The organism is Kitasatospora sp. NPDC127035, assembly GCF_042726075.1.
In the GTDB taxonomy this organism is placed as follows: Bacteria; Actinomycetota; Actinomycetes; order Streptomycetales; family Streptomycetaceae; genus Kitasatospora.
Window position 1 is genome coordinate 1 of sequence record NZ_JBHXDN010000091.1, and the last position, 24052, is coordinate 24052.

23 protein-coding genes and 3 pseudogenes are annotated in these 24052 nt (G+C 74.8%); 18 read left to right on the forward strand and 8 right to left on the reverse strand.

Annotation, left to right across the window (positions count from 1 at the left end; translation table 11 throughout):
* Nucleotides 1-157 (forward strand): transposase (locus ACFWIC_RS37080; RefSeq protein ID WP_380521393.1); only part of this gene is annotated, 157 nt, incomplete at its 5' end.
* Nucleotides 158-813: 656 nt separating this feature from the next.
* Here ACFWIC_RS37080 and ACFWIC_RS37085 read toward each other — a convergent pair.
* From ACFWIC_RS37085 to ACFWIC_RS37100, 4 genes and pseudogenes are all read right to left on the reverse strand, one after another.
* Nucleotides 814-1254, reverse strand: a pseudogene (locus tag ACFWIC_RS37085) (IS110 family transposase); the annotation flags it as partial.
* Nucleotides 1255-1641: 387 nt separating this feature from the next.
* Complete coding sequence (locus ACFWIC_RS37090) at nt 1642-2400, reverse strand: aldo/keto reductase (RefSeq protein ID WP_380521350.1); 759 nt, start codon at nt 2398-2400, stop codon at nt 1642-1644.
* 435 nt (nt 2401-2835) lie between these two features.
* On the reverse strand, nt 2836-3741 hold the full coding sequence (locus tag ACFWIC_RS37095; protein ID WP_380521352.1) for a phosphotransferase family protein: 906 nt from the start codon (nt 3739-3741) through the stop codon (nt 2836-2838).
* 33 nt (nt 3742-3774) lie between these two features.
* The gene (locus tag ACFWIC_RS37100) at nt 3775-5130 is read right to left on the reverse strand and encodes a hypothetical protein (RefSeq protein ID WP_380521354.1); all 1356 of its coding nucleotides are present in this window, start codon (nt 5128-5130) and stop codon (nt 3775-3777) included.
* A 267-nt stretch (nt 5131-5397) separates the two neighbouring features.
* On the opposite strand from ACFWIC_RS37100, the gene ACFWIC_RS37105 reads away from it, so the two are divergent.
* Complete coding sequence (locus ACFWIC_RS37105) at nt 5398-5928, forward strand: ATP-binding protein (RefSeq protein ID WP_380521356.1); 531 nt, start codon at nt 5398-5400, stop codon at nt 5926-5928.
* A gap of 35 nt (nt 5929-5963) precedes the next feature.
* Nucleotides 5964-6611, forward strand: a complete 648-nt coding sequence (locus tag ACFWIC_RS37110; protein ID WP_380521358.1) for a hypothetical protein — start codon at nt 5964-5966, stop codon at nt 6609-6611.
* Nucleotides 6612-6697: 86 nt separating this feature from the next.
* On the opposite strand, the gene ACFWIC_RS37115 is transcribed toward ACFWIC_RS37110, so the two are convergent.
* Both ACFWIC_RS37115 and ACFWIC_RS37120 read right to left on the reverse strand, forming a co-directional pair.
* Nucleotides 6698-7177 carry an SAM-dependent methyltransferase gene (locus tag ACFWIC_RS37115; RefSeq protein WP_380521359.1) on the reverse strand — a complete coding sequence of 160 codons (480 nt, stop codon included), beginning with the start codon at nt 7175-7177 and terminating at the stop codon, nt 6698-6700.
* 75 nt (nt 7178-7252) lie between these two features.
* Nucleotides 7253-8614, reverse strand: coding sequence for a Tat pathway signal protein (locus tag ACFWIC_RS37120; RefSeq protein ID WP_380521361.1), 1362 nt, complete (start codon nt 8612-8614; stop codon nt 7253-7255).
* Between the two features lie 413 nt (nt 8615-9027).
* On the opposite strand from ACFWIC_RS37120, the gene ACFWIC_RS37125 reads away from it, so the two are divergent.
* The 6 genes and pseudogenes from ACFWIC_RS37125 to ACFWIC_RS37150 form a co-directional block, all read left to right on the forward strand.
* Entirely contained in the window at nt 9028-9954 is a 927-nt protein-coding gene (locus tag ACFWIC_RS37125; RefSeq protein WP_380521362.1) for an ATP-binding protein, read from the forward strand.
* A gap of 59 nt (nt 9955-10013) precedes the next feature.
* The gene (locus tag ACFWIC_RS37130; RefSeq protein WP_380521364.1) at nt 10014-10421 is read left to right on the forward strand and encodes a hypothetical protein; all 408 of its coding nucleotides are present in this window, start codon (nt 10014-10016) and stop codon (nt 10419-10421) included.
* 45 nt (nt 10422-10466) lie between these two features.
* Complete coding sequence (locus ACFWIC_RS37135; protein ID WP_380521365.1) at nt 10467-11048, forward strand: hypothetical protein; 582 nt, start codon at nt 10467-10469, stop codon at nt 11046-11048.
* Nucleotides 11045-11827, forward strand: a complete 783-nt coding sequence (locus tag ACFWIC_RS37140) for a hypothetical protein (protein WP_380521367.1) — start codon at nt 11045-11047, stop codon at nt 11825-11827. The genes ACFWIC_RS37135 and ACFWIC_RS37140 overlap by 4 nt, the downstream gene beginning before the upstream one ends.
* Nucleotides 11824-12030: a DUF5999 family protein gene (locus ACFWIC_RS37145; protein ID WP_380521368.1), complete on the forward strand. Its 207-nt coding sequence runs from the start codon at nt 11824-11826 to the stop codon at nt 12028-12030. The genes ACFWIC_RS37140 and ACFWIC_RS37145 overlap by 4 nt, the downstream gene beginning before the upstream one ends.
* Before the next feature lie 95 nt (nt 12031-12125).
* Nucleotides 12126-12695 (forward strand): annotated as a pseudogene (locus ACFWIC_RS37150) (SAM-dependent methyltransferase); the annotation flags it as partial.
* Between the two features lie 363 nt (nt 12696-13058).
* Here the strand turns inward: ACFWIC_RS37150 and ACFWIC_RS37155 are convergent.
* Together ACFWIC_RS37155 and ACFWIC_RS37160 are read right to left on the reverse strand one after the other, a co-directional pair.
* Entirely contained in the window at nt 13059-13541 is a 483-nt protein-coding gene (locus tag ACFWIC_RS37155) for a hypothetical protein (protein WP_380521370.1), read from the reverse strand.
* Between the two features lie 15 nt (nt 13542-13556).
* Complete coding sequence (locus ACFWIC_RS37160) at nt 13557-14789, reverse strand: helix-turn-helix transcriptional regulator (RefSeq protein ID WP_380521372.1); 1233 nt, start codon at nt 14787-14789, stop codon at nt 13557-13559.
* A gap of 408 nt (nt 14790-15197) precedes the next feature.
* On the opposite strand from ACFWIC_RS37160, the gene ACFWIC_RS37165 reads away from it, so the two are divergent.
* The 9 genes and pseudogenes from ACFWIC_RS37165 to ACFWIC_RS37205 all read left to right on the forward strand — a co-directional run bounded on the left by ACFWIC_RS37165 (nt 15198) and on the right by ACFWIC_RS37205 (nt 23760).
* A complete protein-coding gene (locus ACFWIC_RS37165) occupies nt 15198-15587 on the forward strand; it encodes a hypothetical protein (RefSeq protein ID WP_380521396.1) in 390 nt (129 codons plus the stop codon).
* A gap of 650 nt (nt 15588-16237) precedes the next feature.
* Nucleotides 16238-16525, forward strand: coding sequence for a hypothetical protein (locus tag ACFWIC_RS37170; RefSeq protein WP_380521373.1), 288 nt, complete (start codon nt 16238-16240; stop codon nt 16523-16525).
* Nucleotides 16526-16640: 115 nt separating this feature from the next.
* Nucleotides 16641-17570, forward strand: coding sequence for an ATP-binding protein (locus ACFWIC_RS37175; protein ID WP_380521375.1), 930 nt, complete (start codon nt 16641-16643; stop codon nt 17568-17570).
* 51 nt (nt 17571-17621) lie between these two features.
* Nucleotides 17622-18125: a hypothetical protein gene (locus tag ACFWIC_RS37180; protein WP_380521377.1), complete on the forward strand. Its 504-nt coding sequence runs from the start codon at nt 17622-17624 to the stop codon at nt 18123-18125.
* A 692-nt stretch (nt 18126-18817) separates the two neighbouring features.
* Nucleotides 18818-19018 (forward strand): annotated as a pseudogene (locus ACFWIC_RS37185) (DUF5999 family protein); the annotation flags it as partial.
* Nucleotides 19015-19959, forward strand: coding sequence for an SAM-dependent methyltransferase (locus tag ACFWIC_RS37190; RefSeq protein WP_380521379.1), 945 nt, complete (start codon nt 19015-19017; stop codon nt 19957-19959). The pseudogene ACFWIC_RS37185 and the gene ACFWIC_RS37190, both read left to right, overlap by 4 nt.
* Before the next feature lie 345 nt (nt 19960-20304).
* Nucleotides 20305-21159, forward strand: a complete 855-nt coding sequence (locus ACFWIC_RS37195) for a hypothetical protein (RefSeq protein WP_380521382.1) — start codon at nt 20305-20307, stop codon at nt 21157-21159.
* Nucleotides 21156-23033, forward strand: a complete 1878-nt coding sequence (locus ACFWIC_RS37200; protein ID WP_380521383.1) for a hypothetical protein — start codon at nt 21156-21158, stop codon at nt 23031-23033. The genes ACFWIC_RS37195 and ACFWIC_RS37200 overlap by 4 nt, the downstream gene beginning before the upstream one ends.
* 565 nt (nt 23034-23598) lie before the next feature.
* Nucleotides 23599-23760 (forward strand): hypothetical protein, encoded by a 162-nt coding sequence (locus ACFWIC_RS37205; protein WP_380521385.1) that lies wholly within the window; start codon nt 23599-23601, stop codon nt 23758-23760.
* Nucleotides 23761-24052: the final 292 nt, after the last annotated feature.

Consider the following 24052-nt stretch of genomic DNA (forward strand, 5'->3'; position numbering starts at 1 on the left):
GCGCCTCGGCCGCCACCGTTGGGTGATCGAGCGCACCGTCGCCTGGCTCGGCGGCTTCCGCCGGCTGCACCGCCGCTACGAACGCAAGGCCGACCACTTCGCCGCCTTCGCCAGCATCGCCGCGGCCCTCATCTGCACCCGACGGCTATCCAAATGAGATGTCTTCTGAACCAGCACTTCGCGGCCCACCCGGACCTGGTCCGCTACAGCCTCCACAGCAGCAGCGACGAGATCCTGCGCATGATCAGCGAGGCCCGGGCCGAACGGGACGCCCTGATGCGCGGCATCCCCGACTTCGCCGAACGCCTCGCGGCGCTGACCCGACGGGCCCAAGAGGTCTCCCCCCACTACAGCCTGCTGCCCTCGACGGCCGCCGACGGGACACCCGCCATCGAGATCGTCCCCAAGAGCCGGTACATCCCGCCCGAGGAACTCATCACGCTCACCGGGCGGGTGACCTTCCGCGACGACGACGCCGAACACGCCCTCCTCAAGCACCGGCTCGAGCAGGCGGTCCGCTTCGGCGGCGATCGCGTACGGCTGACCGCAGAGCACCTGCGGCACGTCACCATCAACGCACCGGCCGAACTCGGCATCAGCGGCACCGCCCCCCACGCGCTGAGCCTCGACGCCGAACGGCAGCCGATCGACCCCCCGGTGCGCGCCGCCATCGTGGTGCGCACCGAAGCCGGGCTCCCCACCGCTTCCCTGCCCGTGATCTTCACCGAGCGCTCCAGCGGCACCTCCGGCGGCTGCCTGTACGGGGCGGACGCGACCGGCACGTTCGCCGGTCAGGAGGGCGCGGAGGCGGTTGACGGTACGGGTGCGGTCGGCGACCAGGTCCGAGCGGTGGGCGGTGAGGAGCTTGAGGTCGGTGGCGATCTCGTCACCGGTCCGCAGGAGCTGCAGGTCGCGGCGGATACGGGTCTGGTCGGCGATCACCGCCGCGTCCTTGGCGTCGGTCTTCCCTTCGCCGCGGTAGCCCTCGGAGGCACGGTTGACGGCCCGTCCGGAGATGTAGAAGGCGCGCTGGGCATGGCCCAGGAGCACCGCGATCACCAAGCCGGCCCCGCCGTCGGCGAGGTCGATGCCCCACGTCACCTCGTCGTCCAAGCCCAGGACGTCGGCGAGGAGCTGGAGGAGCTCCGGCTCGTCGTTGGCGACCCGTCGAGACAGCAGCCGGCGGCCGCCTTCGTCGATCACCACACAGTGGTGGTGGGTCTTGCCTGCGTCGATACCGGCCCAGATGGCCACTTGGTTCCTCCGTGCGTCGGGCTTTGCGGACGTACAACGGACGACCTCGCTGTCGATTCCCTACAGAGCGATCGTGCGCAATTCCTAATTGGCAGCCGAGTCGTCGTGGGGTGTCGGGCGGCCAATCGTTGGTAGCCACAGGCGGAAGAAGCTTGAAAGCCACACCCGACACCCCTGGGCGGGCCAACCATACGAAGGGCTGGCCCGGACCCGTGCAACAACGTAGGGAAGCCTTGAGAAGCCGTCAGAGGACTCAAGGCAGCCCCGCGCCAGCCGCGCTCCCCGCACCCCACCTGACCTGGGAACAATCATCAGGCGTTCCCAGATGAGCACTCAGGCGTTCTCGCACTCCGCGCACATGCGCATCTGACCTGCGACGATCGAGTTTCATGCAAGTCCCGACCGGATGTCCCCTTCGCCGAAGGCTGTGCCGACGGCCGCCGGGTAGGTGCCGGCAAGCAGCCCGTGGACGAGCGGGCCGTGAACGAGGATCTCGGTGCCGATGCGCTGGGCGAACTCGAACAGCGTCTCGTCTCCGAGCACGGTCAGCGGGAACAGGTCGGCGATGCCGACGTGAACCACGTCGGGACGCAGCCGCTCCACGAGCTCGAGGAAGCTGGAGTAGCCCGCGGTGGCCGCTCCCCAGCCGCTCAGTTCGGGAAGCGGTATGCCGATGCGTCGCGCCCAGCCCGTTTCACGGAACGACAGCATCGCGTCAACGGCTTCAGCCCCGTCCCCCGGGCCGGCACTCACGTCGGACAGGGACACCAGGTCGAGTTCCTCGACCCCGGTGTTCTCCGCGAGCTGCTCAAGCTGGTGACGCATGTGCACCGCGCGCAGGGGATGGGAGGCGGTCCCGCGGAACATCCCCAGGCGAGCCGACAGCCTGAGATCGTCGGCCTCCCTGCCCAGATCTGCCCGGAAACGGCCGATGAGCCGCTCCGCGCGGCCCAGGCCGTAGGCGTCGCAGGTGTCGTACCGGCGGACACCCAGGTCCCACGCTCGATGGAGTGTGGTCAAGGCGTGGCTTTCGCTGGCTTCGGCCCCGCCGACGGGCACCCCGTCGACGATAGCTGGCCCACCGAGCAATCGTGTGCCGACACCGATCCGCTCCAGCAAGGGGTGCAGTGACGAATCCGTGATCAACAGCTCGCTCCTGGGTTGACGAGTGGCCGGACCGCCACCGTGTCACCCGCTCTCGCGTCGTCACACCCCCATGCGAGGTCGTTCCGGCGTCGCTTCGCAGAGCCGAGAACGCGGCCGCGTAGTCCGGGATCCCGATTCAGGCTCCCGCGCGGTCGCGGTGCCCTGGGCAGAGCACCAAGCGACAGCAGAACGACTTCGCAGGACCTGTCAACGACAGCAGTGGGCACGCGACTTTTTCACCCACCACACCGTCACAGAGGGAGAGGCACCGTGCCCCCGTCGCAGCTCATTTGTGCCGACTTCACGGGCCAACCGGTGACGGGAACACCAGTCGGCGCCTCGCGGCCACCGGCGGGGGCCTCCGACAGGCCGCAGAACGTGGACCAGCCCACCTGCCCGGCCGGGCACTGTCTTGTCGCAGCTCACGTCACCCACTCAGAGTATGTGCCAGCGTTCTTCGGTCACCCTGTCAGCAAGCAGGCCGATGCGGCGGCGGACCTCCTGGAGGGTCGCACTGCCCGGGGCTGCGCGCTTGGCGTTGGTGGTGATCATCCGAAGCTCTCGCAGTCCGGCGAGGACCGGGTAGCCGTCCCAGCTGGTGATGTCAAGGTCGTACCGCTGGGCGAACGCCGCGTAGTGGTCCGGGCCGTAGCCGAACCGGCGGCAGTGGATCTCGACGGTGGTCAAGTCCCACTCGGGCTGGCCGAACGCCGCAGTGTCCCAGTCGCACAGAACTGCTCGGCCGTCGTCGGTGTGCAGGGCGTTGCGGTGCTGGGGGTCGCCCTGGATGACCGAGGGCGCCAGCAGGTAGGTGAGGCCGGCGAGGTCCGCCTCCAGCCGGTCCACGTGGCGTGCGAGGCGAGTCCGTTCGTTCCCGGTAAGGGCAGTAGCGGCGGCCAGGGAGCGGCGGACCGCGGCAACGGTGTCCACCGGTGGCAGGTCAACGGGCGGATCGGTCAGCCGGTGCAGGGCCTTCAGAGGGGCGGCCAGTTGCGCGGCGGCGACGGGGTGGCCGGGCTGGGGAAGGTGGGTCCAGATCGTGGCGAGGTGCCCGTCGGCCTGGACCGGCTGGCGAACCGGGTACAGGCCGACGGTCGGGAAGCCCTGTGCGGCGAGCCAGATGACCAGGGCGACGGTGCGGTGCACGGAGTCGGCCGGGGTTCCGCGGCGGGCGATCTTGACCACGGCCTGGTCGCCGGGCAGGTGGTAGACGGCGTTCGTATGGCCGCGCAGCAGCACCGCGCCTTCCGGGTCGAGTCCCGCGGTGCGGCACACCCGGGCGAGGACGGCGGCCAGGTCCGCGGCGGCGAAGCCGCCGGCTGTGACTGCGGTGGTGGTCATGACGGTCAGACTTTCCTACGGGGTGGGGCGATGTCACCCCTGGCCGGCGGGCAGGGCGAGCATCTCCTGGAGTTGGCGGGCCGGACGGCCCGCTTGCAGGCGGTCGGGCAGTATCGCGATGACGTCCCGGGCCCGGGCGCCGAGGATCGCGGTGCGGTGAGGTGCGGGAACCTCGCTGTAGGCGTGGACGGCCAGCTGCAGGGCTTCCGTCGGGCTGCGGTCGATGACCAGGCACATCGCCTCCTCCAGGCGCAGCAGGGCCGGGTCGATGCCGGTGTGGCCCTGGGGGTAGAGGGCCAGTGCCTGCTGCTGGGCGTGGCGGGCCTGGCTGGTCTGTCCGAGCGCGGTGTGCGCGCCGGACAGGTAGAGCCACAGCCGGCGTTCGGGGAAGGCCCAGGCGTCGTCCTGCTGCGCGCTCTGGCAGTGCTCGAAGAGCTCCTGGGCCAGCCGGATCGCGGCCATGGCGGTGTCGCGGTCGCCGAGCCGTGCGAGCGAGCGAGCCTCGGCCGCCACGGCGAACACCGCGGTCGCTCCCGGACGGCCACGGCTCAGCAGTCGCGCCTCGCGGGCGAGTTGCGCGGCGGCGAGCAGGGGCCCGTAGTAGTAGGGGAGCATGGCGGTCTGCACGCGGACGCGGGCGCGGAGCTCCGGGTTGCCGGCGTCGTCGGCGGCGAGGCGGGCGGTTCCGTACCAGCGCTGCGCCTCGGCCAGTCGCCCGAGTTTCATCATGGCGTCGGCCACCAGGGTGGCGGCGACGGCGGTGAGCTCGGACAGGCGGGCCTGGGCGGAGGCCGGCTGCCGTTCCGCGGCCAGGGCCTGGATGTCGTCCAGGTCCTTGAGGAGGTGCCGGATCATCTGCTCGGGCGGGGCAGTGACGTAGAGGCACCGGGCACTGTGAAGGCGCTCGTCGAGCAGGTCCAGCTCGCCCGGGCTGACCGTGGCAGTGGCGAGGGTGCGGTTGATCGCGCGGCGGGTCCGCTCCGCGTGGTCGTGCACCGGGTCGGCCGGCTGCGGTCGGCGCGCTGGCGGCTCCACCAGCTGGTCGCCGCCGGGTACGGGATCTCCCAGGCCGAGCTCGCCTGGCGAGGTCCCGTAGAGGGAGCACAGCAGTTCGGCGGCCCGCTCGCGGGGTCTGGCGCCGAGGTCCTCCCAGGTCCGCAGGAGCTCGCGGGTTCCCCTGAACGGCGCTCTGCCGCCCTTTTCGGCGAGGGCGACGAGCCGGGTGACCGCCTCGGGGCGGCTCCAGCCGCGGGCCTCCCGGTGAGCGCGCAGGGCGCTGCTTCCGCAGCACTCCCGCAGGGCCGCCACCAGCGCCGGAAGACCGCCGTCCAGCACCTCGGGCGACGTACGCAGACGCCTGACGCAGGAGCGGCCGTGACCATTCGTCATACCGGCCATTGTGCGGGTCTTAGCGAATGCCGAGGAGCGGATCGCTGCGAATCCGGGCCGAAACGGCCCGGGTCCGACCGGCGAAGGCGGGCCGGCGCCCAAAACGGCCCGGCTCCTGGCCCGGTTCGGCCCTCCCGGCACAACTTCGCCCGGTTGCCGGGCTTGCCCGCCGCAGCGAGTCTTTCCAGGCCCGAGCAGCACCCCGGCACCCCCCGCCCCTCCTCGGCCCCGCCGCTGCGCCGGCCGTCACCCCGAAAGGGGGAAGGCATGTCCTCCATCTCCGGATCACCTGCTGAAGCCCTGGACCGCGCCCTTCCCGACAGCAGCGGCCCGGGCCGACTGCGCGACGGAACGGGGCGGCTGCTCCTGGCCGGCGAGGACCGGTCCGTCAGCACGGCCCGGTCCTTCACCCGGGAGGCGCTGCGGCTGTGGCGCTTGCACGAGCGGGCCGGACTTGAGGACGTGCTGCTGGTCGGCAGCGAGCTGGTCACCAATGCCGTGCGCCACAGGCCGGCACACGTCACCGACTTCGAGATCCGGGTGCGGATCGGCCACGTAGCCGGTGTCCTCGCCGTCAGCGTCGAGGACCCGCATCCCGGCCGGCCGGTAGTGAAAGCGCCGAGTCGCAGCGCGGCAGGCGGCAGGGGGCTGCTCCTGGTGGAGGCCTACTGCGACGAGTGGCTGGTCCTGCCCACGGCGGACGGCGGAAAGCAGGTTTGCGCGTTCTGGGACCTGCCGCCGGCCGCGGGACAACGCGGCGAACAGCGCCACGACGGCCGCCTCCCGGCCTCGGGCTGACCTACTTTCCGACCACGAATTCCCTGGGGGACTTGATGACCAGCGCAACCCCGACCGCACGGTCGCGGCATCGCCGCTCCGGTCCGGCACTGATCCAGCGGCTGCGGGACACCCTGCCCGACCGCCGACCGCGAGTCTCGGCAGAGCTGTGCGTACGCACGCCGCCCGGCGCGGGAATCGTCCCGGTACCCGCCACGCCGCGCCACGTCGTGGTCGAAGCGGTTGCGGCGGGCGGGTGGGGCGAGGCCACCCTCGACACCGTGCTGCAGGGGCAGTTGCTCCGGCTCGCCCGGTGTGTCCGGGACAGCCACACGATGCTCCTGCGGTGCGGCGCCTACGCGGCGGCGGAGACCTACCTCGCCGAGGTCGCTCTTGCCGTCGCCGGGCTGGCGGCGATCGTCGACGTGCACGGCTGGCCCCTGGACGACCTGGTTGGGCAGGACGGCTGCGACGCGGCGCTGGCGATCGCGCTGGCCGCGAGTGTCGAGCAGCAGCAGCGACTGCGCCCCGCGCTCGCGCTGGCGGTGGCCGGCGGCCGACTTCCCGAAGTCCACCTCGTGCAGTTGGCCACTCAGATCGCTCAGACGTTCGGGGTGCCGGTCGACGACACGGACAGGTTCCCCGTGCCGGGTGACGACCGGGGCGCGACGCCGCACGCGACCCGCGAGGCCGGTGTCCGATGAGCAGGCGTGTTCCACCGGCGCGAGCCGCTGCCGCGGCGCGGCAGCCCGGCAGCTCCGGCACCGGAGGCGGGCCGGGATCGCCCGCTCTACCGGGGCCTGCTGGCGGCGTCCGTCCAGTAGTCGGTCAGCATCTCGCCGGGCCAGGCGGGTTCGGTGACCTCGCCGCGGGGGCCCATCTCCCGGAAGAACGGTGCGACGTCGATGACCGGGGTGCCGTCGACGGCGTCGAGGTCGGTGACGTGCAGGTCGAGGCCCTCGACCTTCAGCAGGCGGGGGTAGGAGACGGCGAGCCGGTTCGGCCTGCGGTGGTTCCTGTGCGCGAACGCCCCGGTCGCCGGCCAGCGGGGGTTGCCGCGCGGGCTGCGGGCGTGGAGTTCCACGTCGTCGGGCGAGGTGAGGTGGAAGTGCCAGGTGACGGTCAGGTGGCTGAACTCCTCCAAACCCTGCACGGCGTCCAGCGGGTAACCGGGGTTGAGCCGGATCACGGACCGGATGCCGCCCTGGTAGTCGTCGGCCGGCTCGAGATGGCCTCCGACCACCACGGCGACAGGCTCGATCACGATCATGCGCTTCTCCTCCCCGGCCCGCGGGACCCCGGTTCCGCCCGGCGCCCGGCCGGTCGGGCGCTCGTCGCGGCGCGCTCAGCCTATGGCCCGAAGAGCCTCGCGGGCACGGGTATCCAGCTCGGCCGCCGTGCTGCCGCCCCGGCCACGGACCGGGGACAGCGCGCTGCGCATCTGCCGCACGATGTCACGGGTCCGACCGGACTGGATGCCGGCCATCGCGTCGAGCGCGGTGTGCCAGGTCGCGCACGCCTCCTCGATGTGGCCGCGCTGGGCCTGGACGGCCCCCAGGTACCCGAGGGTCACGGCATGCGTACGGGCCGAGGCCCGCTGCCGGGTCCGCACGCTGCGCCTCATCTCCTCCTCCGCTCCCTGCAGGTCGCCCAGGGCCCGCAGGGTCAGGGCGGTTTCGTGCGCGAGGCTGGCTTCGGCGAAGAAGGCGACGCGGTCCGGCTCCCGGTCCTGGCCGCGGTCGGCGGCGGCGAGGTCGCGCTCGGCACGGTGCAGTGCCGCCATCGCGTCCGGTTTGCGCCTGGCGGCGGCCAGCGCGCGGGCGTGGACGACTCCGAGCAGCGCCCGCTCGCGGGGACTCGCGGCCGCGTAGCGGGGGCTGTCGACGGAGGCGTCGGCGAACCGCAGGGCGATCGACCGGTGGCCGAGGTCGAGCGCCTGGTGGGCCTGGGCGCGCAGGATGTGCCCGGCGAGCGCGGGGTCGTCCGCCTCGGCGGCCAGCGCCAGCGCCAGCCCGAAGCCCTGCTGGGCGCCGCCCTGGTCGCCGCCGTCGAAGGCCATCCAGCCGTCGAGGTAGGCGAGTTGGCCGGCAGCGGCGAGCAGGTCGGTGCGCACCCGCTCGTTCGTCGGGCGCCCGGCGAGGTAGGCGGCCACGTCGGTGCCCAGGTAGGCCCGCAGGGAGGTGCGGCCGGCCCGTCCGCCCAGTCTCTGGTCCTGGCGGGAGTAGAAGCCCGCGGCATCGTGCAGGGCCTCCACGTGCGCCTCGGAGACCGTCAGGGCCGCGACGGGCGCCCGGTTGCGGGCCCGGTCGCGGCGCTCACCCCACCAGGTAGGGCCCGGAACGGTGGCGGCGAGGGCGGAGAAGAGGAGCGGTCGGCGACCGAGCATGTCATCCCTGAGGTTCGCGAGTGCGGACACGGGGTCGCTGTCCCAGCCGGCCGCGTCCTGGCCGTGACCGGCGAGGCCGATCTCGGCCGGGGTGACCCGACGTCCCAGTCCGCGGGACAGCGCCTCGCACAAGATAGCGGGCGCCCGGCCGCTCGGCCGCACTCCGCGGAGCCACTGCGAGACGTGGGACCGCGTCACCGACAGCAGTTCGTCGGCCCCGGCTTCGGCCGCCGTTTGGCGCACCTGGGCCGCGAGTCGGTCCTGGGACCAGCCCAGTTCCCGGACCACGGCCTCCAGGTGTTGATTGCGGACCGGCGCCACCGTGTGCTCCCTGTGCTCGAAACGATCTTTAGCGGCGTTAGCGGCATCCGCCCCGCCCCAGGCATTCACACCAGGCGTGACAGGCGGTTCGCTCACTGTCATGACGATATGGCCTGCTCCGGCCTTGAGGGGCCCTCGTTCCCCAAGTCCGCATCCCGTCGGGTTCTCGCACCGCGCGGCGTGCGGCGCCGATCTGACGACCTGTCCGGCCCGGTCCGTCCGGTGGCCGGCTCTCCCGGAGTGCCGACTATGACCTGCTCGGGCCTGGCCGGGGCGCTCCTGGCCGCAGAGTCGTGCGCGCGGTCGCCGCGCCGGCACGCGGATGCCGATGGAGAACGCTGGCGCCCCCGCGCGGGTGCACCCGGGGTTCGACGGTGCGCCGGCGTCCGCGCGGGCCTGGGTGGGGGGTTGTGATGGCGGTGTTCGCGCGGGCGGGCCGTCACCGCGGGCGGGCCGCGGCCGCCCTGGCCGCCGACCGGACCCGGACGCAGGAAGCTGCGGTGGCCGACTTCGTCGACGCCTGGCTCCCTCACCTGCTTCGCTGCGCCGAGACGGGTCTCCCGGCGCGCCTGGACGGGGCGCATCCGGCCGTGGTGCGGGCCGCCGATCTGGTCCTCGGCTCCACCGGCCGAATCCGGCGGCTGGCCGCCGAGGAGACGGCGGCGGCCGTGCAGCCGATTCTCGACCAGCTCGTCCGCCAGGGCCAGGACCTGTTCGCGGCCCAGCAGTCGATCGTCGCCGAGGTGCCGCTCGACCACCTCTACCGGGCCGACCATGCCAACGTGCTGGCTGCCCACCTGGGCGTGCGGCTGTCCGTCCTGTCCGGCGGGCCCTGGCCCGCACGGGCTCGGCCCGTCGGCCTGCACGAGGTGGCCCGGGCTGCGCAGAGCCGGGTCGAGCACTACGAGTGCGTGCGGGTCGCGGATGCCCCGGACCTCACCGTGGTGGCCGCAGCCGTCGAGCCGCTGGTCGCCGCGGCGGTGGAACTCCTGGACAACGCGGTGCGGCACGGCGGGCAGCAGGCGGGGGCCGTCCTGGAGTGCTCGACGGATCCCGGGAGCGGCGCTGTGTGGCTGGTGGTCACCGACAACGGCCCCGGCCTGCCGGGGGAGACCCTCGCGGCCGTGCGGCGGGTGCTGGCGCAGGGTGGGTGCGCGCCGGCGGGGGCACGGTGGCCCGGCCTCGGTATGCGCCTGGTGGCGGCGGCCGTCCGGCACCTGAACCTCCGGGTGTCCCTCACCAGCGTCCCCAGACGGACCACCGCCGCCCTCCTGCTGCCACCGGCCCTCCTCGTCCCGCCACCGGCTGCCGCCGCCCCCGCCCCGCGCCCCTTCCAGTGACCCCACCGACCCGAAAGGCCGACCCGATGCCCCTGTCGACACCCGCCTCGCCCACCCCCATGTCCACCCGCCCCCACGGCGTCGGCTCTCTCGCACCGGTCGGCCCGGAGGCGCTGACCGCAGCAGTCGCCGCCGGCGTGTTCGCGGCCCTGCACGTGAGCGCCGACGGCCTGCTGCTGAACTCGGCCGGCGACCTGCACCGCGACACCGCGGAGGCGGCGGCCGCCGCGCTCACCGCCGCCACCGCGGCGATCAGGGGCTGCGGTGCCGCGATCGGCGCCTCGCACCCCCGGGACCCGGGCCTCAACCGCTTCTGCGGCGAGTTCGCCGCCCTGACGCTGCTGGCACAGCCGCTCGCCGACGGCTCACTGGTCGCCCTCGCGGGCGACGGCGAGGCCGACCTCGCCGCCATGGACCTCGCGCTCTCCGACCTCGCCTCCGACGTCCGCCGCAGATCCTCCCGCTGACCGGCAGCGACCCATCACCTTGCCCTGCGATCCGCGAGGACTGCGATGACCTCCCCCCGAACCGCGACCGCTGCTGCCCGGCGGGGCCGACCGCGCACCGACGGCCCGTACGACCCGCTTCCCACGGCGGCCCGCCCGTCCCTGACTCCCGTCGACCTCGATGCGGCCCGGGCCCACGGCGAACACCTGCGCGCGACGCCGCAGGACCCGGGCGCGGTGGCCGACCGTACCGGCGTCGCGGCGGCGCTGCTGGTCTCGGCCACCTCCCCGCTGGCCGGCGTCCGCGCCACCGCCAACAGCGGTGTTCGCGCCGTCACCTGCTCCTACACCGGCGGCAGTTTCACGCGCGCCGGCTCGGCCGTGCCGGCGCGCGCCGGGCAGGAGCAGGACCTGCTCGCGACCGTGGCTCCCGGGGCGCGGACCGGCGAGGCGCGGGTCTTCCTGGAGAGCAGGCTGCACCCCGCACTCGTGGCGGTGGCCGGCGGGTGGCGGGCCTTCACCCTCCAGGCGCACGGCTGGCTGCTGCTGGCCGTGGTCCCGGACCGGCCCGGCGAGGGCACCGCCCCGCACCTGCGCCTCGTGCGCCCCGCCGCCACCGGGGCCGGGGTGTCGAGGGGGGCGGCATGACGACACCGCGCACGCCCCCGGCCGACCGGCCGCCCGCCGCCCGGTACGTCCTGCTGGGCGTGGTCCTGCTGGCCCTTGTGGCCGCCGGGGTGGAGGCGCTCCTCGCGGCGGCGGTCCGCACCGAGGTTTGGCAGGCCCTGCTCCTCGCCGTGTTCGTCCTCGTCGCGGGCATCGGCGCGGGAGCGGCGGCCCACGTCCGGCCTCCGCTCCCTGCACCCCGGGGGCACCGCTCCCGGCGCCCGCACTCCGGGGCCGCCGCCCGCTCCGCGCCCGGCGCGCCACCCGCCCCGTTCCAGTTCCACCCCACCCCTCACGGAGGTCCGGTGCCCCCCACCGACACCACGGCCCGCCCCGCCGACACCCCGCACGCCGCCACCAGCCGGGCCGACGAGCCCGGTCGGGCGTTGCCGGTCGCGGTCCTGGCCGACCACCCCGGCACCGACGGACAGGTCCGGGAGGAGGTCGGCACGCAGTGCATCACGACGTACCCGGACGGATCCTCCGTCTGCGTGCGGCCCGACACCGTCGGAGCGGACCCGGCGGACCTGGCCGCGCAGCTGCTGCCCGGGGGCACCGAGATGTCCGGGTACCTGCGCCTCGAGGGGTGTCTGCTGTTCGCCCAGGAGCGCCGCACCGCCGGCTGGACGGTGCGCGCCGTGCGTTGGCAGAGCCTGCTGGTCGCCGCCCTCACCCCCGCCGCAACGCCCGGCATCCCGCAGGTGCGCCTGATCCGCCCCACCCACGAGGCCCTCACCGCGCCGGCCCGGGAGGCATCATGAGCTGCCGACACCATCCCCCCTGCCCGGACGCCGAGGCGAGCGACGTCCAGGCGGCCGTCCCGGTGGCCAGCCACCCGGGACAGGGCTGGACCCTGCTGTGCAACGGCGTGCTCTGCTTCTCCGACACCGGTCTGGTGCTGCCCGACGGGCACGTCGTCGCGCCGCCGCACCGCCACACGGACACCGGCGAGCGTGCCGCGTGACCGGGCCCGTCTCCCCGCGCGGGAGCCTCACCGACCGGCCAACCGGCCACCCGACCGCCTCGCGCCCGCGCACCGTCGTCCGCGTCGCGCAGCCGGTGGTCGACGCCGAACCGGACCCGGTCGAGAAGTGGTGGCGCGCGCGGTGGCCCGAGGACCACGCCCGCCCCGACGTACGGACCGATGCCGCCACGTCTGCGCGGGTGGCCGGCGAGATCCCGGGCGGCAAGGACCACTTCGCGCCCGACCGGGCCGCCGCCGATGCCCTGCGCGAAGCGGACCCCGCGTGGGGCCCGAGTGCCGTCGCGGCCCGCCGGCTCGTCCGGGCGCCCGTGGCCCGCCTCGCCACCGCCGGGACGGCCCAGTTCGCCGACCTCGGCTGCGGTCTGACCACCGGCGACTACCTCGGGGCGCCGCCCGAGCTGCGCCCGCTGCACGCTGCCATCCTGCCGGCCGCCCCGGGCGCGCGGTTCCTCTACGCCGACCGGGACCCGATGGTGATGGCCCACGCCCGCGCCCTGCTCCACACGCCGGCGCCCGGCCGCGCACGGCATCTGCTGGCCGACCTCGCCGACCCCGGCGCGCTCTTGGCGGCGCTGCGCTCCCCGCACGCGGGCCTGGACTGGCGGCAGCCGGTCGCCGTCGTCCTGTCGGACGTCCTACACGAGCTGACCGATTTGAGTCGGCGGACAGTGCCGCGACACGGGCGCGTCTCCGCGGGCTTCGCCGGGCGGGGCCGTCCGGTCTGCGGCTCCGGAGGCAGTGGTCTGGTCGCCCGGACGTTCGGCGGGCGGGTCGGAGGCGGCGAGGTCATGCTCGGCGCGCACTGGGGTGGCCAGGGCGCGGGCGCGGACGACTCCCAACAGCACGCGCTCCCGGGGGCACGCGCCCGTGTAGCGGAGGCTGTGGACGGAAACATCGGCTCACTGGATGGCGACTCGGGGGCTGTTGAGGTCGTGGGTCTGCGGGACCCGGGTGAGGACGGTGCCGGTGCGGTTCTCCCCCGGCAGCATCGCCGCTCGGTTCTGCCGTCAGGCCGTTGGTCGGGACGCACCGTCGGGCCAGATCACGCGAACCTCGACGCCAACGCGATGGGCGTAGGCGACGACATCGGCTGTGCCGCCGAAGCCGCGGGCGGGCAGGCCGTCCCACACGGCGAGGAGTATGTCGCACTGGCCGACGAGGATCTCACTGGCCGCCATGTGGGCCTGTGCGGTGGAGTCGGTCAGGCCGGTCCCGTACACGTCGGCGGCGTGGGCCAGCAGGCGGTCGTAGTCGTGGTGGTGCCACGTCGGGAGACCGTCGCGGTAGGTGGTGGCGGGAACGATGACGATCAGGCGGCCGCCTCGTTCGACGACGAGGTTCGCGAGCCAGGTGTCAGGTCCGTCGGCGAGGCAGGTGACGGCTTCCACGTCACGGCCGTCATAGGGCTCGAGTGCTTCTTGGAGCAGGGCTGTGACCTGGTGCCGCAGTGGGTCGTCGAGGCCGCGGTGGCCGGTGATGCCGATGCGCATGGGTGCTCGCTCCCGTTACAGGTAGGTGTTGTGGAGGCGGTCGTCGAAAGCCTGCAGGACCGAAGCGGTGGTGGTGACGGTTCGACGCAGGGCCCGGGCGCGTTCGACGATGCGTCCGGACCCGAGTTGCAGGCCGATGTCGAGCCCTCGCACGGCCAGGTGGAAGCCGGCGTCGTAGCGCCCGACGGCCAGGTGCGCGGCGGCGAGGTCGAGCAACGCCAGCGCGTGCTGCTTGCTGTGGGCGGTGGCCGGGATGGCGGTGGCGTGGCTCAGGGTCCAGGTCGGCCGGCCCAGCCGGGCGCCGCAGGTGGCGCGGATGGCGTTGACCTTGCTCTCGTCGAAGGGGAAGACCCAGGGCCAGGGGGGCGGGCCTTCGCCGGGGATCGTGGCAGTGGCGGCGGCGCTCTGCAGCAGGGCGTGGTCGCAGGACTCGGTGTCTCCTGTGGCGGAGTGGCCAAGGGCTTCGGTCACCGCCAGCCAGGCGTCCGCCACGGCGGGGGAGTGGCCTGCGAGGGCCGTGCGCGCGCGGTTGGCCAGGGAGAGGCAGGTGGCGCCGTTGCCGAGGTGGGCCTCCATCTGGGCGAGGCTGCCGATCTGGTAGGCCAGGAGGAGCGGGCTCCCGGCGGCGCGGGCCGAGTTGATGGCCTGGCCGTACGCGGCGCGGGCGGATCCGTGGTCAGCCATGTCCCAGGCCAGCCATGCGGCGAAGCTCGCCGCCTCGCTTGCTGCCGCGGCGAGGTGGGGGCGCTGGTCGGCGGGAGCCGCGCCGGCGATGGAGTCGATCAGGCGCAGGTGGGCCCTGGCCGGGTCGATGAGATCACGGGCCGGTGTCGCGGCATCGAGCCGGCGGTAGGCGCTGGTGGTCACCCGCAGCGCGGCCGCCTGCGCCCCGCCCTCCGCCGGGACGGGAAACAGCGGTGCGGCGGCGAGTGCGGCGGCGCCGGTGAGGAATGTTCGTCGCTCCACTCCGTGCTGTCCGTTCCCTCGGGTGATGTCCGGCGTAGCGAGGCCGACGAGCCGCAGTGGTACGCGCAGGTGCTCCGCTACGGCTCGCATCAGGTCCATCGGATAGGAGCGGTCGGTGCGGTTCTCGATCACGCGGGAGAGCGTCGATCGGCTCACGCCACAGGCCTTCGCCACGTCGTCCTGCGAGATCCGCTGGTCGGTTCGGGCTTCCTGTACGACCCGCCCGTAGTCGCCGTCCCGAGACGCCGCCAGGGCGGCCGCTGTCGGAGTCCACATCGTCATCTCTCCGGAGTTTACGGACCGCCGGCCTGCGGACCGGAGTTCTCTGTGCTGTTTCCGCACGGCAGCGTGCGGAAACAGCACACCGCTTGGCTCTTCTGCGGTGACCGGCCGTTGACTGTCGGTCAGGAGGCGGACGGCCGCAGGGCGCGCTCGCGTCATCCCGTTCACATGCGACCTGGAGGGGCGATGACCGATCTGAGCAACGTGCGAGTGTCCCCCGGCCGGGGCTTGGTAGGCGGCAGTGAGCCGGTGCCGGGCGCGATTGTGGCTCGGCCGGGGCCGGCGTCGGGACGCTGCGGGAGCGGGTACACCACTGCGGGCTTCCCCGTGCGGGGTCGTCCTGCGCGGGGCCCAGGTGGCGCGGTTCCGGTGCCGCCGGCGTGCGGTTGGCGGGGGGTCGGCGCGGACGTGATCGGCGAGGCGCCGGAGGCGACGCTCGGTTCTCTGATCGCCGCCCAGGTGCTGCGGGCGGCCCGGCGGATTGCGGACGGCGAGGCGGCGGCCGTGGACGGCGACGGGCACATGCGGCGGGAGAAGGCCGCTGCCGCGTGCGAGAGCGCGGCCGTGATGCTGCTGGAGATCGTGAGCGTGCACGGCTGGCCGGGGGCCGCGCTGGTGGGCTCGGAGGCCGCCGAGGCGGCAGTGCTGATCACGGCGCGGGCACGTGCCCGGCAGCGCAACCGGCTGACCCCGGCGCTGGCACGGGCCGTGCACCTCGGGGCGGTGCCCGCCTGGCACCTCCAGCGACTGGGAGTTGTGGCCGCCAGCGGCAACGTCGGGGCGGGGGCGGTGGCGTGACCATCGAATCCGTTCTGCCCCGGTTGCGCCGTCGGCGCGCAACGGCCGGAGTGCTGGCGCCGACGCACCGGCCGGACGCGGCGCGGGCGGTCGAGGAGTTCGTGCGCACCGGCCTGCCCCTCGTGGTGCGGGCCGCGGAGAGCGCCGGGACGCTCCCGTCGACGGACGGACGGAGTCTGCGGCCCGGCACCGATCCGGCAGTCGGCCAACTGACCGCCGCCCTCAACCGGATCCGCACCGCTGCGGCCCTGGACGTGCTGTACGCCGTGCGGCCGATGATCGAGGTGCTGGCCCGGCAGCTGCCCTCCGGGACGGGAACGGGACGGTTGCTGCTCCTGCCGCCGCAGACAGCGGAGATGCTGCGGGCCATGGTCCTGGCCTGCGGGGGCTGGCCGGGCCTGCACGGCGAGGCCGAGTCTCTCGGAGGCCTCGCGCGCCGCTCTGGGGGGCGTCGACGGCGGCGACCGGGTCGAGATCGTCGTTCACCGGGAGCGTACGGTCGCGGCCTGGACGGTGGAGCCGATGCTGGCCGCGCTGGCCGAACTCGAGGACAACGCGTTGCGGGCTTCGGACGGCGCGCCGGTCGTGGTGGTGACCGACCACCGGCGGGCGGGGTGCCGCCGGTGTCCGTCACCGACACCGGCACAGGAATGGACACCACAGCCCTGGCTCGCGCGCAGGCTCTCCTCCAACACCGCCGCGTCTACACCGCCTCGGTTGCCCCACCGCCCCGCGGCCGGGGGCTGCGGCTGGTCGCGGCCGCCGCGGACAGCGCCGGACTCGGCGCCACGGTCGATTCGGTCCCCGGCCGGGGCACCACCGCGCGACTCCTGCTTCCCGCCCGTCTGCTGACCGACCCCTCCGACCCCTCCGACCCCGCCGCGTGCGCCGGCCCGCACCCAGCGACCCCCACCGATCCCGAAGGACCCACGCCGTGACCATCGACACCACGACCGTGCACCCGGCAACGGGCCCGACCGCGCGAACCCCGCACCCGCACACCACCCGGCCCCGGCGGGCGCTCACACCTCCGGCCATGAGCGGGGTGCGGTGATGGCGGTCTTTTCCCGGGCGGGCCGTCACCGGGGCGCCGCCGCCGACGTTGTGGCCACCGTCCGCCAGGAGGCACACGACGCGGCGCTGGACGACTTCGTCGCGACCTGGCTTCCGTACCTGCTGCGCACCGCCGAACTCGGTATGCCGCCGCGCCTGCACGAGGCGACGCCCGCGGTTCAGGGGGCCGCGGCCATGATCCTCGGGGCCTTCGACCGGGTCCGGTGGCAGACCGCCGAGGACGCGGCGTCCGCTGTCCGCCCGGTCCTTGCCCAGCTCGGCCGACAGGGCAACGAGCTGAGCGGAGCTCAGCAGGAGATCACGGACGAGGCGTCGCTGGCTCACCTCTACCGGGCCGATCTGGCCAACGCCCTGGCGTCGCGCTTCGCCGTGCGGCTATCCGCCCTGGCCGGCGGGATCTGGCCCGCACCACGCCGACGGCCGGCCGGGCTCGTCGAAGTCGGTCAGGCCGCCAAGAGCCGGGTGGCGTCCTACGAGCGGGTGCAGGTGCTGGGCTCCGCGGACGTCAGCGTGGTGCCCGAGGCCGTCGAACCTCTGGCCGCCGCAGCGGCGGAGCTCTTGGACAACGGACTCTTGCACGGCGGCCCGCAGGCTCCGGTCGTCCTGGAGAGCTCGACGGAACCCGGTAGCGGTGCCACCTGGATGGTCATCACGGACACCGGCCCGGGCATGTCCGGCGAGACCCTCGCGGCCGTTCGGCGGGTGCTGGAATGCGGCGGCCGTGCCCCGGCCGGGACGCCATGGCCCGGCCACGGGCTGCGGCTGGTGGCAGCGGCCGCCCGACACCTGGACCTGAGGGTCGAGGTCAACAGCGCCGCTGGGCGGACCATCGTCGGTGTCCTGCTGCCCCCGGCCCTGCTCGTTCCGCCGCCGGCTCCCGTCAGCTGCGCCCTGCGCCCGTTCCGGTGACCTCTCGGCCCGAACGGCCGGGCTGCCCCAGCGATCCACGAGGACGATCCCATGACTTCCCACAGCACCACGCCGCTCCTCTCTGCTTCCAGGCGAACCGGCGAGGGCCCGCCGCGCGACCCGCTCACCTCGTCTGAGGAACTCAGCACGGCCGTCGTGCACGCCGGTGTCCCGGCGGTGTTGATGGTGTCGGCCACCGTCCCGCGGACCGGCGTACGGACCACCCGCAACAGCGGCGCGGTCGCCGTCACCTGCTCCTACCTCGACGCGAGTTTCACCCGTGCCGAGCCAGCGAGACCCGGGCGGGGACCAGAGGCGCTGCTCGCGATGGTGATGCCGGGGGCGGGGGTCGACGAGGCGCGGGTCTTCGTCGAGGGCAAGCTCCACGCCTCGATCGTGGCGGCAAACGGTGGGTGGCGGGCCTACACGCTGCAGGCGCACGGATGGCTGCTGCTGGCCGTGGTCCCGGACCGGCCGGGCGTCGGTACCGCCCCGCACCTGCACCTCGTCCGTCCCGCCGCCGACCGCGTCCCCGAAGCGAGGGGAGCCGCATGACGACGTTCCGCTCCTCTCCCCGGCCGCCCGGCAAGCTGGTCGCCGCTTCGCAGGGACGGCAGACGACGCGTACCGACCTGACGGCGGCTGCCCGCCCGCGTGTCGGCTACCGCCGGGCGGCCGTCGACCCGCGTACTCGGCCCGCTCCCCGCGTGCTCGCCGGCGCCCCACCATCTCGGGACCGGGCGACGGCCCGGGGAGCTGCCCCTGTTCCGGATCCCGCCCGGCGGCCGCTCAACGTGGCCGGCAGGCGGCGCTCGCACGAGAAGCTCGCGGGCGCCCTGTTCGGCGTGGTCCTGCTGGCCGTCCTGGCCGGCGTCGGGTTGGCGGCGACGGTGCTCGCGGTGGCGGCCCGCACGGGGTCCTGGCAGGCCGCGCTGCTCATCGCGGTCCTGCTCGGCGCGGGCATCGGAGCCGGAACGGCCGGCACCGCCCGACTGTCGGCCACAGCGCCCCGGCCGAAGCCGTCTTCCGGCGGGACCCGGGGCCCTGCCGGCCGCCCGGATTCGGGCCGCGGCACCGGCCGCGCCGTCTCGTCCTCGGCGGTCCCGACCGCCCGTCCCCTCTCCACGTTCCGATCCGCTCCCCACGGAGGTCCGATGTCGCACGTCGACACCCCGACGACCAGTCCAGCCGGCCACCGCCCGACGCAGAGCCCCTTCGCTGACCCGAACCGGGACCGCCCCGCGGGCTGCGGGCACCGGCCCGGATGCCCCGATGCCGCAGCGGCCGACTTCCAGGCGGCCACCGCCGTGGCCGGCTATCCCGAACAGGGGTGGAGCCTGCTGTGCAACGGCGTCGTCCTCTTCTCGGACACCGGTGCGGCGATGCCCGACGGCCGGGTCCTCGCACCGCGGGGCCCCCGCACCGGCGCCTGCGAGTGTGCCGCGTGAGTCGCCCGGACGCCCCTCGACTGGCATCGGCCCGCCCGCGGGCCGGCCGCGCCGTCCCGTCGAAGTCACGTACGGTCGTCCAGGTCGGACAGCCCGCCGACGGCAGCGAAGGGCACCGGACGGCGCGGTGGTGGCGGGCTGGCTGGTCCGAGGAGCCCGGCCGGGCCTGGGCCGGGGCCGATGCCGCCGCGTCCGCCCGGGTGGCCAGCGCCCTTCAGGGCGGCAAGGACCACCTCGGGCCGGACCGAACCGCCGCCGAACGTCTGCTCCAGGCGGCGCCCGGCTGGGCGCAGGAGGCGGCGGCGGCCCGCGCCAAGCTCCTGGAGCTGGTCGTGCGCCTGACCGCGTGCGGTATCCGCCAGCACGTTGACTTGGGCTGCGGCCTGACCACCGGCCACCATAACGATGCGCCGAAGGCGCTTCTGCCGTTGCACGCCGTGCTTCTTCCCCTCGCCCCGGGCATCCGGGTCGTCTACGCGGACCGGGACCCGGTGGTCATGGCCCACGCCCGTGCTCTGCTGCACAGCCCGGTCCCCGACGCGGTGCGCCACCTCGACGCCGACCTCGCCCGGCCCCACGACCTGCTGGCGGCACTGCGCGACGGTCCGGCCCGGCTGAACGCCGTCCGACCGGCGGCGGTAGTTCTCTCCGACGTCCTGCACGAACTCGAGGACCACGAAGCATCCCGGCTCCTGTCGGCGCTCCACAACGCGCTCGCGCCGGGAAGCGTCCTTGTGCTCTCGCACCGAACCCCGTCCGGCGACGCCACCCACCGCGCCGCGGTGGCCGCAGTGCACGCCGAAGCGGGCCTGGCGTGGAATCCCCGAAACCCCGCGCGGATCACCGAGCTCGCCGGCCCCTGGATTCCGATGGCGCCCGCGACCCGCCTGCCCGGATTCACCGTGGCCCTCCTCCTGAAGAACGGACGGAACAGCCGGTGACCGTCCCCACACCGAACCCGCCACTCTGACCGCCGCCACCGGCAGGCCGGTCCACAGATCACCCGCTGGAGCCACGAGCTCCTCCCTGCGCTGCACCGGAGCGCCGGTGACGGGGTGATCGCGAACACGCCTCACCGCCCCGGCCGGCCCGCCACCGGCCCCCATATCCAACGCCCGCCCTCGTCCAACCTGGAGCAGCACGTGTCCCGCCCCCGCTCACCCAAGCGGCCCCCGACCCACATCCCCGGACCCGGCCTGGGGTCCGCCGTTGTCACCTCGGCCCTCGGCAGCGCGCCCAGCACGTGTCCGTATCCCGGCACGGACAGCCCGCTGCTCGATCCCGGCATGTCCGCTGCGCTCACCGAGCGGGCCCGGCAGGTGGCCGAGGCCACCAGGCTGCCGGTCGCCTTCCTCGACGGCACCGGCGCACCGCTGCGGATCGACGCCACCACCGAGCCGGTCGAGGGTGGGCACAACCACACCAGTACCACCGCTCACTACCCCGACGGTGTCACCCTCTCCGTCCGCGCGAACCTACCGGGCCAGGTCCCGGCCGAAGATCCGGCTAACGTGCGGACGGCGGCCTCCGGGGCCGGCCTGTTCACCGGTGGCACGCTGGTCGCCGACGGCGTCCGGTGCCCGGCGACGGGCCGGCGCACCGTGCCCGGCGGGCCGGTGGACGGCTGGCTGGCGACCGTACGCGGGATGCCGGACACCCCGGCGGTGCGGCTCCCGTGCACCGGCGCCGGGTACGGACCGGACCCGACCGGCTCCCCGTGCCCGGGCCCGCGCCCGGTGGCGCGGGTGCCGCTGCTGGCCGACGGCCGACCGCTTCGCGTCGAGCCCGTCACCGCCGCCGACGGCACAGCGACGGGAGTACGCAGCACGTACGAGAACGGCACCGTGCTGTGGCTGCTGACAGGCCGGGTGCGGCCGGACGCCGCCGCCCGGCTCGCCTTGCCCGGCACCAGGACCATACCGGGCCCCGAAGTGTTCGTGCGGGTCGACGGCCACGCGCGGACGGCGCAGCAGCGGCGCACCGCCCAGGCGTGCGTGCGGGTGGTCGACCTGTGGGGGACGCGGTCGCTCACGCTCGTGCTCCTCACAGCCGGCCGGCCGCAGGGACCGGCGCCGCGGATCCTGCTGGCGCCGTGTGAAAGCGCCGGCGCGACCGCCTGCGCCACCGGGACGGTCCGGTGAACGTGCCCGCGGGCGCCGCTCGCCCGGCGGTGCCGCCCGCCGACGACGCGTCCCTCGCGCTGGCCCGGCTGCTCGCCGGACCGGCGGGCACCGCGCAGATCGCACGGACCCTGGACTGCTCCCTCGCCCAGGTGACGAGGCACACGACCGACCTTCAGCAGGCCACGGGCGCGCGCAACCGCACCGAGCTTGTCGCCGACTACGCCTGGGCCGGACACCTGACCCCCCGCCACCTCGGCACCCGGAACCTGGACGCCGTCCACGCCCTGCCCGCCGAGAAGCGGCTGCTGCTGCGTCTGACGGCCGCCGGCGCAGACGACCGGGAGGCCGGCGCGGAGACCGGCGCCGGCGTGGCGACGGTACGCCGCCACCGCGCAGGCCTCCTCGAGGCCCTGGAGGTAGGGACCGCGCACCAGGCGGTCGGGATCGGCTGCCTGGCCGGTGTCGTGCGCCGCGCGGACATGCCCGCGCGGTTCGGGCCTGTGGCCGCGCCGGTGGCCGAGCACCTGCGGGTCCCCGTCGGGCTCGCGCTGCGCCGACTCGGCACCTGTGGTCGGGCACTGGTGATGGTGGCGAGCCGCGAGCAGGTGCACCTGGCCGCCGCCGCGGCGGCCCGCGCCGGCGGGCTGCGGCGCGTGCTGCTCCTTGTCGAGCCGGGCGCGTACTGGCAGCACGACCTCGAGGTCCTCGCGGCCGCGTACCGTGACGCGGGCCAGGTCCTCGCCGTGCTGGGCAGGGCCGAGGCGGCCCGGCTGCCGCTTGCGCCCGGTGTCGCGGCGGCCACCAACGCGCCGGCCGTCCGCGCCACCGCCGGTACCACCCTGCCCGTCGTCCTCGTCACCACCCCTGAGGGCCTGCCCGCCCTCACCCGCCTCCACCAGGAGAGCCAGTGGCCGCCGCTGGACCTGGCCATCGCCTTCGACGCGCACCTGCCCTGCATCGGTGACCTGATCGGCCGCCCGGAGTGGTGCCCGCCCGCTTACGGCGTACTGCGCCTGACCTCGACACCAAGGGTCACCGCCGCCGACCGCGGCGGGCGCGGCGGCTGCGCGCGGGCCGTGACCGGCGCGCTGACGGCGGCCGTGCCACTGCGGCGGGCTGCGGAGCTGGGGCTCATGCGCGAGTTGCGGCTCGCGGCCGCGGCCACCGTGCGCTCCGCCCAGCACGCGGGCCCGGCCCAACTCGTCGCGGACCTGGTCCGCACCCACGGCCTGCGGCGAATCCTCGTGCACAGCGGTCCACGCGATGCCCGCGCCCTGACCGCCGCTCTCGGCAAGGCCGCACTGGCCGCCGAGGTCCTGCCCGCCCGGGACCAAGGGGCGGTCCTTGCCCGGTTCGCCGACGACTCGGCCCCGAGGGTGCTGGTTACCGACAAGCCGCTCCCGCCGGGGCTGGGAGCGGACGCCCTGGTCCACACCTCCGCCGGGGCCCCGGCCGAGCGCACCGCCGCCGCCGTCGAGGCCGCGCTCACCCCCGCCCGCCCCGGCGAGGGGCCGCTGCTGCTCGTCTCCGCGGACCGGGCGGACGAGGGCTGGACCGCGCTGGCCGAACTCACCGGCGCGCTGGCCGCCCTCGACCCGCACCTGGCCAAGGACCTCGCCCACGCCCGCGACCGGCACGCCGGCCACGCCGGCCTGGAGTTCGCACTGCCGCTGCCCGCGGGCGCCGACGAGCAGCGAGCCCGCGCCGTGTGCGCGTGGGCGGACACCACCTGGGACGAGGAGATGAATACCGCCGCCGTCCGCGCGGCCGCCGCAGACCGGCCCCGCCACGGCATCGTCTCCCCGTCGGGCCGCCCACTTTCGACCTGGGCACCGAACCGCCCTACCGCCCGGACCCCCGCGCCGTGGCTCAGCGCCAGTGGTGCCGCGTGAGCGCCGCCGGGCGGTGCTGCGCGCGCTCGACGGTCCCCGTCGGCCACCCGGATGACCGCCCCTCCCACCGCCACCACCCCCTTCCGCCGACTTCTCGCCGTGGATGGAGCCCCGTGTTCCCCCGCGACCGCTACGACGACCTGCTGACCGATCCCGAGCACCTCAACGCTCTTGAGGAGAACAGCTGCCGGGAGGCCCGGGACTGGCTCGCCCCCGTCGCACCGTCCGACGCACGCCGGGTCCTGGACCCGGGCTTCGGCCGGGACGCCCCCGCTTTCTCCCTGGCGCATCGGGTCGCGGCGGTGCGGGCCGCGACCGGAGTGCCGGTGGCGATGTTGGACGGTGCCGCGCCCCCGCAGCGGATCACCGCCCTGACCGCGTTCGTCGACGGGGCTCCCCACTACACCGGGACCGAGGCCCGCTACGCCGGCGGCCGGTCCGTCAGGGCGCAGTGGCCCGCCCTCCTGCCGCTGACCACGTGCGAGAGCGCGGAGGCGGCTAAGGAGAGTGGCCTGTTCGCCTGCAGCGGCTTGGTCGTCGACGGCAGTCCGGTGGAGGTGACCGGGTGCCGCAGCAGGCCCGGGGCCCGGTCATCACACGCCTCGCCGACGTCGGCGGATGGCACGTTCGTGTGTGCGGCGCGGCCGGTGAGGACACCCGGGTGCGACTGGTCGGCGCCGAGCGCGCCTCGGGACCGGGCCTGCCCCGCACCGGCGACGCCACCTGAAACATTCCGCGCCGACACCTCCGACCCCGACCACCCCAGCAGAGGACCCCGATGCCCGATGCCCGCCACCGCGGTCCGTCCACCCTCCTCGGCCGCCGAACGGCACGCGCCTGCTCGGCCGCCCCGTCCGCCGGTTCGCGCCCACCGGGATCCGGGTGCCGGTGGGCACGTCGGGCGCGCGGAATCTGAGGAAGGACCTGCGCGGCGCCCACTCCCGAGGCGGCGGTTGGCCCGACCTGGAACCGGCGCTGCCGCTGCCTACGGGTGCCGACGAGCAGCGAGCCCGGGCTTG

What these genes read in the sequence shown, in the direction of transcription:
- ACFWIC_RS37125 (WP_380521362.1), top strand. Translation starts at nt 9,028, where the DNA reads ATGGCGGTGTTCGCGCGGGCGGGCCGTCACCGCGGGCGGGCCGCGGCC.
- ACFWIC_RS37105 (WP_380521356.1), top strand. Translation starts at nt 5,398, where the DNA reads ATGTCCTCCATCTCCGGATCACCTGCTGAAGCCCTGGACCGCGCCCTT.
- ACFWIC_RS37100 (WP_380521354.1), bottom strand. Translation starts at nt 5,130, where the DNA reads ATGACGAATGGTCACGGCCGCTCCTGCGTCAGGCGTCTGCGTACGTCG.
- ACFWIC_RS37130 (WP_380521364.1), top strand. Translation starts at nt 10,014, where the DNA reads ATGTCCACCCGCCCCCACGGCGTCGGCTCTCTCGCACCGGTCGGCCCG.
- ACFWIC_RS37145 (WP_380521368.1), top strand. Translation starts at nt 11,824, where the DNA reads ATGAGCTGCCGACACCATCCCCCCTGCCCGGACGCCGAGGCGAGCGAC.
- ACFWIC_RS37110 (WP_380521358.1), top strand. Translation starts at nt 5,964, where the DNA reads ATGACCAGCGCAACCCCGACCGCACGGTCGCGGCATCGCCGCTCCGGT.
- ACFWIC_RS37175 (WP_380521375.1), top strand. Translation starts at nt 16,641, where the DNA reads ATGGCGGTCTTTTCCCGGGCGGGCCGTCACCGGGGCGCCGCCGCCGAC.
- ACFWIC_RS37195 (WP_380521382.1), top strand. Translation starts at nt 20,305, where the DNA reads ATGTCCGCTGCGCTCACCGAGCGGGCCCGGCAGGTGGCCGAGGCCACC.
- ACFWIC_RS37095 (WP_380521352.1), bottom strand. Translation starts at nt 3,741, where the DNA reads ATGACCACCACCGCAGTCACAGCCGGCGGCTTCGCCGCCGCGGACCTG.
- ACFWIC_RS37115 (WP_380521359.1), bottom strand. Translation starts at nt 7,177, where the DNA reads ATGATCGTGATCGAGCCTGTCGCCGTGGTGGTCGGAGGCCATCTCGAG.
- ACFWIC_RS37135 (WP_380521365.1), top strand. Translation starts at nt 10,467, where the DNA reads ATGACCTCCCCCCGAACCGCGACCGCTGCTGCCCGGCGGGGCCGACCG.
- ACFWIC_RS37155 (WP_380521370.1), bottom strand. Translation starts at nt 13,541, where the DNA reads ATGCGCATCGGCATCACCGGCCACCGCGGCCTCGACGACCCACTGCGG.
- ACFWIC_RS37140 (WP_380521367.1), top strand. Translation starts at nt 11,045, where the DNA reads ATGACGACACCGCGCACGCCCCCGGCCGACCGGCCGCCCGCCGCCCGG.
- ACFWIC_RS37180 (WP_380521377.1), top strand. Translation starts at nt 17,622, where the DNA reads ATGACTTCCCACAGCACCACGCCGCTCCTCTCTGCTTCCAGGCGAACC.
- ACFWIC_RS37160 (WP_380521372.1), bottom strand. Translation starts at nt 14,789, where the DNA reads ATGACGATGTGGACTCCGACAGCGGCCGCCCTGGCGGCGTCTCGGGAC.
- ACFWIC_RS37170 (WP_380521373.1), top strand. Translation starts at nt 16,238, where the DNA reads ATGGACACCACAGCCCTGGCTCGCGCGCAGGCTCTCCTCCAACACCGC.